The organism is Propioniciclava sp. (genome assembly GCF_029977985.1).
Lineage (GTDB): Bacteria > Actinomycetota > Actinomycetes > Propionibacteriales > Propionibacteriaceae > Propioniciclava.
In genome coordinates this window covers 1-2,982 of the sequence record NZ_JARKOT010000183.1, presented here as the reverse complement: position 1 = coordinate 2,982, position 2,982 = coordinate 1, and the positions used below count along the sequence as shown (strand labels likewise).

The following is a 2,982-nucleotide window of genomic DNA, read 5'->3' as shown; positions in this document are numbered from 1 at the left end:
CCCGTTCTTCCCGATCTACGTGGCGAAGGCCGGCGGCTTCTTCTTCATCGTGTTCGGCGTCACGATCCTGATGGGCGCCCTGATGCAGATCAACCCGGTCTGGCTGTACGGCCCCTACAACCCCGCGCAGGTCACCGCCGGCTCGCAGCCGGACTGGTACATGGGCTTCGTCGAGGGCGCGATCCGGATCATCCCGAACTGGGAGTGGCACATCGCCGGCACGACCTGGTCGTGGAACATCTTCCTGCCGGGCGTGGGACTGATGGGCCTGTTGTTCACCGGGCTGGCGCTGTACCCGTTCATCGAGGCGTGGATCACCGGGGACAAGAGCGAACACCACCTGCTCGACCGGCCGCGGAACGCACCGGTGCGGACGGGGATCGGCGTGGCCGGCATGGCCGCCTACGGCATGTTCTGGCTGGCTGGCGGCAACGACATCATCGCCACCACGTTCCACGTGTCGCTGAACGACGTCACCTATTTCATGCGGGTGGCGGTGTTCGTGGTGCCGGTGCTGGCGTTCATCGTCACCAAGCGGATCTGCCTCTCGCTGCAGCGGGCCGACCGCGACCGGGTGCTGCACGGCTCGGAGTCGGGCGTGATCGTCCGCAACGCCGAGGGCGGCTACAGCGAGGCGCACGCGCCGATCTCGCAGGCTGAGGCCTACGACCTGACCCGGCACCCGCAGCCGGCGCCGCTGGTGCCGAACGGCAGGAAGGTCGGCCGGCTGCGGCGACGGTTGTCGGCGTGGTACGCCGCGGGCCAGGTGCCCAAGCCGACCGCCGAGGAGATCGCCGCGGCAGCGCACCACGGCGTGATCGAGGCGGGCGTACCGGACGGCAGCCCGGCCGCGGTCGAGCACGGGGACACCCCGGTGCTCGAGGGTTCCGATCCGGGGGACGAGCACTGAGCCCCCTGGTCGAAGTGGCCCGGACGGGTTCCGCGCTGCCGGCGGCCGCCGAGGTCGAGCAGCTGTACGCGCTGGCGTCCGCCCGTCCGCCGTTGGCGGAGCCGGCGGAGGTGGCCGGCCTGTACGCGACGCTCTACGACCTCGCACTGGACCGGTCGGATCTCGTCGTGGTCACCGCCAGGGAGGTGGGTGAGCTGGTCGGCTTCGGCTACGGGCACCCGTGGCACTGGGCCGAGCAGCAGGACGACTGGTCGGCCGAGCTGTCCGCCGGCCTCGGGGACGCATCCGGTCAGCTGGACGGTTCGTTCGCCGTCCAATTGCTCGCGGTGCACCCGTCCTTCACCCGGCACGGCCTCGGCTTCGAGTTGCTCAAGCGGACGATGGTCGCGTCCGTCTCAGCCGTCCACTGGCTGCTGGTCCCCGACCAGGACACCCCGGCCCGCCGTCTGTACCGGCGGATGGGCTACCGTCCGCTCGGCCACGGCCCAGAGGCCCCGAACGGTGCGCCCGGACTGGTGCTGATCCACGGCTGAGCCACGGCCGTCCTTGTCGTGCCGGCGAACGCCGAGATCCCGGGTCAAGCCCGGGATGACGAGGACGTCATCCCGGCGGACGCCGGGATCCCCGTCACCGGTCCGGCAACGCGACTCCACGGATCCCGACCCGGCGCCCGGTACCCTTGTGCGGTGCGTTTCCTCACCGGCAAGCCCGAGTACGACCTGACCTATGACGACGTGTTCATGGCGCCACGGCGCTCGTCCGTCACGTCGCGGCTCGACGTCGACCTGACCAGCACGGACGGGCTCGGCCTGCCGTTGCCGCTGATCGTGGCGAACATGACCGCGATCGCCGGACGGCGGATGGCCGAGACGGTCGCCCGGCGCGGCGGGATCGCGATCATCCCGCAGGACCTGCCGGTCGACATCGTCGCCACCGCGATCGGCAAGGTGAAGGCCGCCCCGACAGTGTTCGAGACCGCGCTGACGATCGGCCCGCACGCCACCATCGGCGAGGCCTTGCTGCTGCTGCCCAAGCGCGCGCACGGGCTCGTCGTCGTGGTGGACGGCTCGGGCGCCCCGCTGGGCACGATCTCAGACTCCGAGGCCGAGGGCATGGACCGGTTCGCCCAGGTGCACGAGGCGATGCTCACCGACCTCACCATCGTGTCCCCCGACGCCACGCCCACCGAGGTGTTCGACGAGCTGACCGCTCGCCGGCACAAGGCCGCGCTCGCCGTCGCCGACGGGCGCCTGGTCGGACTGATGACCGTGAAGTCCGCCCTGCGCGCCGCCCTGTACGCCCCTGCCCTCGACGCGGCCGGACGGCTGCGCATCGGCGCGGCCGTCGGCATCTCCGGCGACGTCGAGCGCCGCGCCGAGGCGCTGCTCGAGGCCGGTGCCGACGTCCTCGTGATGGACACCGCCCACGGCCACCAGGAGCGGATGATCTCGGCCGTCGAACGCTGCCGCACGGTCGTGGCCGCGTCCGGCCGCCGCGTGCCGATCGTGGCCGGCAACGTGGTCACCGCGGACGGCACCGCCGACCTGATCGAGGCCGGCGCGGACGTGGTCAAGGTCGGTGTCGGCCCGGGCGCCATGTGCACCACCCGGATGCAGACCGGCGTCGGCCGTCCCCAGTTCTCCGCCGTCCTCGAGTGCGCGCAGGAGGCCGCCGAGGCGGGCAAGAGCGTGTGGGCGGACGGCGGCGTCCGGCACCCCCGCGACGTCGCGCTCGCTCTGGCCGCCGGCGCGGGCGCGGTGATGATCGGCTCCTGGTTCGCCGGGACGCACGAGTCCCCCGGCGAACTGCTGTACGCCTCGGACGGACGTCCGTACAAGGAGTCCTTCGGGATGGCGTCGGCCCGCGCCGTCCGCGCCCGTACCCGCACCCAGTCGGCGTTCGACCGGGCCCGCGCGTCCCTGTTCGAGGAGGGCATCTCGAGCTCCCGGATGTACCTCGACCCGGCCCGTCCCGGCGTGGAGGATCTGCTCGATTTCATCGTCTCCGGCGTCCGGTCGTCCTGCACCTACGCCGGCGCGCGCACCCTCACCGAGTTCGCCGCCCAGGCCATC

The 2,982-nt window shown here is 72.0% G+C and carries 2 protein-coding genes and 1 pseudogene; all 3 read left to right on the top strand.

Annotated elements, in window-relative coordinates; genetic code table 11:
* Positions 1–910: pseudogene (locus Q1K57_RS10995) on the top strand (ubiquinol-cytochrome c reductase cytochrome b subunit); the annotation flags it as partial.
* 14 nt (positions 911–924) lie between these two features.
* A complete protein-coding gene (locus Q1K57_RS10990) occupies positions 925–1,443 on the top strand; it encodes a GNAT family N-acetyltransferase (RefSeq protein ID WP_300082377.1) in 519 nt (172 codons plus the stop codon).
* A 153-nt stretch (positions 1,444–1,596) separates the two neighbouring features.
* Positions 1,597–2,982, top strand: a 1,386-nt coding sequence (locus Q1K57_RS10985) for a GuaB1 family IMP dehydrogenase-related protein (RefSeq protein WP_300082374.1), incomplete at its 3' end; no start/stop codon positions are given.